General features: G+C 38.2%; 1 protein-coding gene. It reads left to right on the top strand.

The genetic code is table 11. From position 1 onward, the window contains the following. Positions 1-69: 69 nt before the first annotated feature. Entirely contained in the window at positions 70-381 is a 312-nt protein-coding gene (locus tag FK530_RS27550) for a Y16D family protein (protein WP_146489441.1), read from the top strand. Positions 382-686: the final 305 nt, after the last annotated feature.

Here is a 686-nt window from a genome sequence, read left to right as displayed (position 1 = left end):
ATGAAGTTGAAGCCAGCGACGAGCTTCCTTTTGGCTCAGCGCTTCCTGAACACCTAAAGGAGGCATGACATGCACGACAGTAAAGAGCAGATTGTATGTCCTGCAGTTAGATATCTATTTAGCTATAAATTTGAAGATAGAACGATCAGGCTCGAAAAAACCAGGCTCTGCATCAAATATGATGATCAATTCGCAACAGACTTCTTTCAAAGCCTATCAAGTAAACACTACTTCTGGACATTAAAGCTTTATGAAGAAGGTTTTATGACAAACAAAGGTCGATTTGTTGATCCCAAAGAAGCACTAGAAATGACCGGATGGGGTGCTCAACTAAGATTTAAAGAGCGAAAACGCTTATTACCAGAAGATCTTTACCGGTAGGCACTTCATTAAATTTAAAAAACATCATTAAAAGGAGAGCTATCTATGTCAATGGCTGATAACAGAGATCGTACTTCATATTGGATCAATAACATCGTCAAGGCTCACTTAAGAAAAAACGGCTGCATATTAAATCGCTTAAGCAAAAAAAGGAATGGGCTCATCATCTATCAAATTATCGATCAGAGAGGCAATGTACTGGCGGAGATAGATCGAATTCGAATGGAGTTAGATTGGAAGAGAAACAAACTACAAGATTACATTGACCAAAGAACAACATTTTAAAAGAGGGATAGTATGTCTCG

This window comes from Tsukamurella conjunctivitidis (assembly GCF_007858475.1).
GTDB lineage: Bacteria > Actinomycetota > Actinomycetes > Mycobacteriales > Mycobacteriaceae > Tsukamurella > Tsukamurella conjunctivitidis.
This window is presented reverse-complemented; position numbering and strand designations above follow the sequence as displayed.